Origin of the sequence: Arthrobacter crystallopoietes BAB-32, from assembly GCF_000328305.2 — a bacterium.
Taxonomy (GTDB): domain Bacteria; phylum Actinomycetota; class Actinomycetes; order Actinomycetales; family Micrococcaceae; genus Crystallibacter; species Crystallibacter crystallopoietes_A.
Genome location: NZ_ANPE02000052.1, coordinates 1 through 3,036, shown reverse-complemented (window position 1 = coordinate 3,036; position 3,036 = coordinate 1). Strand labels below are relative to the sequence as shown.

Sequence of the window (3,036 nt, the reverse complement as noted above, 5' to 3'; positions counted from 1 at the left end):
GTGATGGTCGCCCGCGAAATGAGACACCCGCCCGAATGGCTCAAACGCGAAGTCCGGCTCCGCGACGGGACCTGCCGGGGACTGGGCTGCCGCACCCACTGGAAGGACTGCGAACTCGACCATACCCTGGCCTGGGAGCACGGCGGCAAGACCGAACTGGATAATCTTGCACTGCGCTGCAAATCCGATCATCTGTCGAAGCACGCTGACGGCGGCCGCGTCTGGCAAGGCGACAACGGCGTCCTCCACCACCAGACCAAATCCCGCCACGCCTACACCAGCTACCCCGACGGATCCTGGATCTCCCACGGCGTCCAACCACCACCACCGCCACCACCAGACCCCTTCGACAACCCCGAACCACCACCCTTCTGACAGGGATGGAGCAGCGGCCCTCCGCCTTACTTCCTCGCTGGGAGCACCAGCAGCGCGTCGCCGACTGCCCGTTCGGCTCCGCCCTCATTGGACGGCGTGTTGAGGACCGCGTTCCCAGCCACCATAGTGGTCGCTCCGCCGCCGTCCAGGTTGACAGCGTCCACCATGCCCAGGGATTTCGCGACGGTGGCTGCCTCATAAATTCTCAAGCCGAGCGAGGAGGTCTGCCGTCCATCTGCTGTGACGAGGATGAGCCGGCCTTCGGCGTCGGTGCCGGCGATGGTGCGCGGGTTGCGCTGGTGCACCCAGCCGTAGAACATCCCCGGGTTGTCGGCGTGGACCATGCCGTCGCGGGCTGCGGTAACCATGAATCGGCCGTCCTGCAGCAGCAGCGGGCCGCCGTTGACCACGTGGCTGTCCTTGCCCAGCCGGAGGTCCTTGCCGCTTTCACCGGCGAGCACGGAGTCGACCTTCAGTGGAATCCCGCGCCCGGCGAGTTCGGCCAGGCGTCCGGCTTCCGTGCCGGTGGCCTGGATAGTCCGGCCGCCCTCGGGTACTGCGGTACCGCGGGTGCGGTTGACTGCTGTCACTTTGCCGCGGGAATCCAGCACGACTTCCAGTCCGGGGCCGGCCGGGGTGGTCGGACCGAAGTCGCCCGTGAACGCAACCAGTTCGTTGGCGTCCGTGCAGGTGGCATCGTGCTTCGGCGCGTTCGTCGGCATATCATCTGCACCGCCGCAGTTTCGGATGAGGCCGGGCACGCGGTTGATTCCGTCGAGGTCAAGGCGCTGGTTCCCGGCCGCCACCGTCCCGCGCCAGGTGGTGCGTTCGACGGCGGCGCTTGCCTTGGGGCCATCGATCACCAGTGAGGGACGGTCGCCTACGGATTCACTGAGGACCTCGCCTGCATAGGCAGCGGCACCGGCGGGATCCCCTTCGGCGCCGTGCGCCGAGTTGAAGACGAAGAAGCCGCCGTTGACCGCGGCCAGCGCGCCTGCCGCGGCTGCCAGTTCGCTCGTGGTTTCCCGCTGCTCGAGGTCGGACCCGAACGATGCCGCCAATCCGCCGTCGAACTTCTTCGGGTCAATGGTCAGGACTTCCAGGTTCCACGGACCGCGCTGCTGGTCCGCGCCGGCGGAATCGCCGTCCCATCCGGTGTACCAGACGGAGGAAGCGTATCCGGCTGCCTTGACCCTCGCGGCGGTTTCGGCGCCCTCCTCGCGGCTGCTGAACTTGCCGGCACGGACGCGGTAGCCGAGGTCTCCGCCGGAATCGGCGAGCTGTTCGGCGACGACGTGCTCGACCCTGACATCGATGCCGGCGGCTGCCAGCTTTGCGGCGACCCGGCGCGCGGTTTCCTCGTCAGCCACGGCGGCATCGGCTACGCCTGCGGCGCCGGAGGGCAGCTTCACCTCGACGGTCCAGGCCAGCTGGTTCTTGGCGATCCCGCGGTTGATGGCCGTGTGGGTCACGCCGGGAGCCAGCTGGGTTTCGGTACGGGTCTCGGGCAGGTCGTCTGCGCCGAGGTCCAGAGTGGCGGAGGCAGCAGCTGCGGTCCCCTGGGCCGGAGTGGCTACGGAGCCGGCTGCGTCCCGGTGCTCCGGCACGGCGGTGGCGGTGCCGGATACTGCGAGCGGCAGGACAAGGGCTCCAGCGGCTGCGGCGGCGGCGGAAGCAGCCAGGCGGCGGGTGCGGGAAGCAGCCAGGCGGCGGGTGCGGGAAGCATCACGCTTCGGGACGTCGTGCGGGTTGGGGAGGGCTGGAGTAGTCACAGGCTCAAGGTAGAGGGGCCGTCGGGCCGAAAATCCGGAAAACCGCGGCGGTTCCGCGAGTGTTGGCCAAAGGTTCAGGAGCCGATGCCGTCCGGATGCCGCCTGTTCATCCTCGGCGCCAAACGTTCAAGGCGCGCTTCCCGGTGGATACTGCGGATTTACTTGCCGGGATCAAACAATTCGCCCGGCTGCGAATAGCTGAAGGGGCAGTTCCAGCACCTTGTTGATTCCCCCACTTCACAGGAGTTCTGCCTTGCCTTCTCCCCTGTTCCTGACGGGCCGCCGCCGCTTCCTGTCGCTGGCCGGCCGAGGCGCCCAGCGATCGCCGCCGGCAGGTGGAGCAGTAGCGGCAGGGCGCTCCCTCAAATCAGGTATGGGGCGGTCCGCCCCGCGGTCCTATCATGGGCGCAACGTCTTTAGGAGGGAGCCGCCATGGAATGCATGGCGTGGTCGGCAGCCATCCTGCCCGGCAAGAAACAGGACTGGGCTGCGCTCGTCGAAGAGTGCCGTGGAGCCCGGCGCGAAGAGTGGATCCGCTCACGGCAGCGGGCGGGGATCGTCCGGGAAGTCGTCTCCCTGCTGGAGACCCCCGAGGGTGATTCCATTGGCATCTTTCAGGAGGCGGACGACCTGGCGAAGGCGTTCAGGACGATTGCCCGCTCCGACGATCCTTTCGACGTTTGGTTCCGGCAGAAGATCGAGGAGATCCACGGCATCACGGCGGAGATGCTGGAGGCACCGCCGCCCGCCCGCACCTACCTCGACTACAAGGCCGGGGGCACCTGAGCAGCGCCTTTGGAACCCGGCCGCCGCTCTAACGCCCCCTCCAAGGGGACGGTGCCAATGGTGCGTCGGCTGGCTCCGGCGGCTCCGGCGGCTCCGGCGGCTC

Annotated in this window: 3 protein-coding genes; 2 read left to right on the top strand and 1 reads right to left on the bottom strand. The window is 68.1% G+C overall.

All coding sequences use genetic code 11. The features are described from left to right. Positions 1 to 375 (top strand): HNH endonuclease signature motif containing protein (locus D477_RS01335; RefSeq protein ID WP_150109940.1); only part of this gene is annotated, 375 nt, incomplete at its 5' end. A gap of 26 nt (positions 376 to 401) precedes the next feature. Here D477_RS01335 and D477_RS01330 read toward each other — a convergent pair. Further along, positions 402 to 2,147 (bottom strand): phosphodiester glycosidase family protein, encoded by a 1,746-nt coding sequence (locus D477_RS01330; RefSeq protein ID WP_005266517.1) that lies wholly within the window; start codon positions 2,145 to 2,147, stop codon positions 402 to 404. Positions 2,148 to 2,579: 432 nt separating this feature from the next. On the opposite strand from D477_RS01330, the gene D477_RS01325 reads away from it, so the two are divergent. Then, entirely contained in the window at positions 2,580 to 2,933 is a 354-nt protein-coding gene (locus D477_RS01325) for a hypothetical protein (protein WP_005266515.1), read from the top strand. Positions 2,934 to 3,036 lie beyond the last annotated feature (103 nt).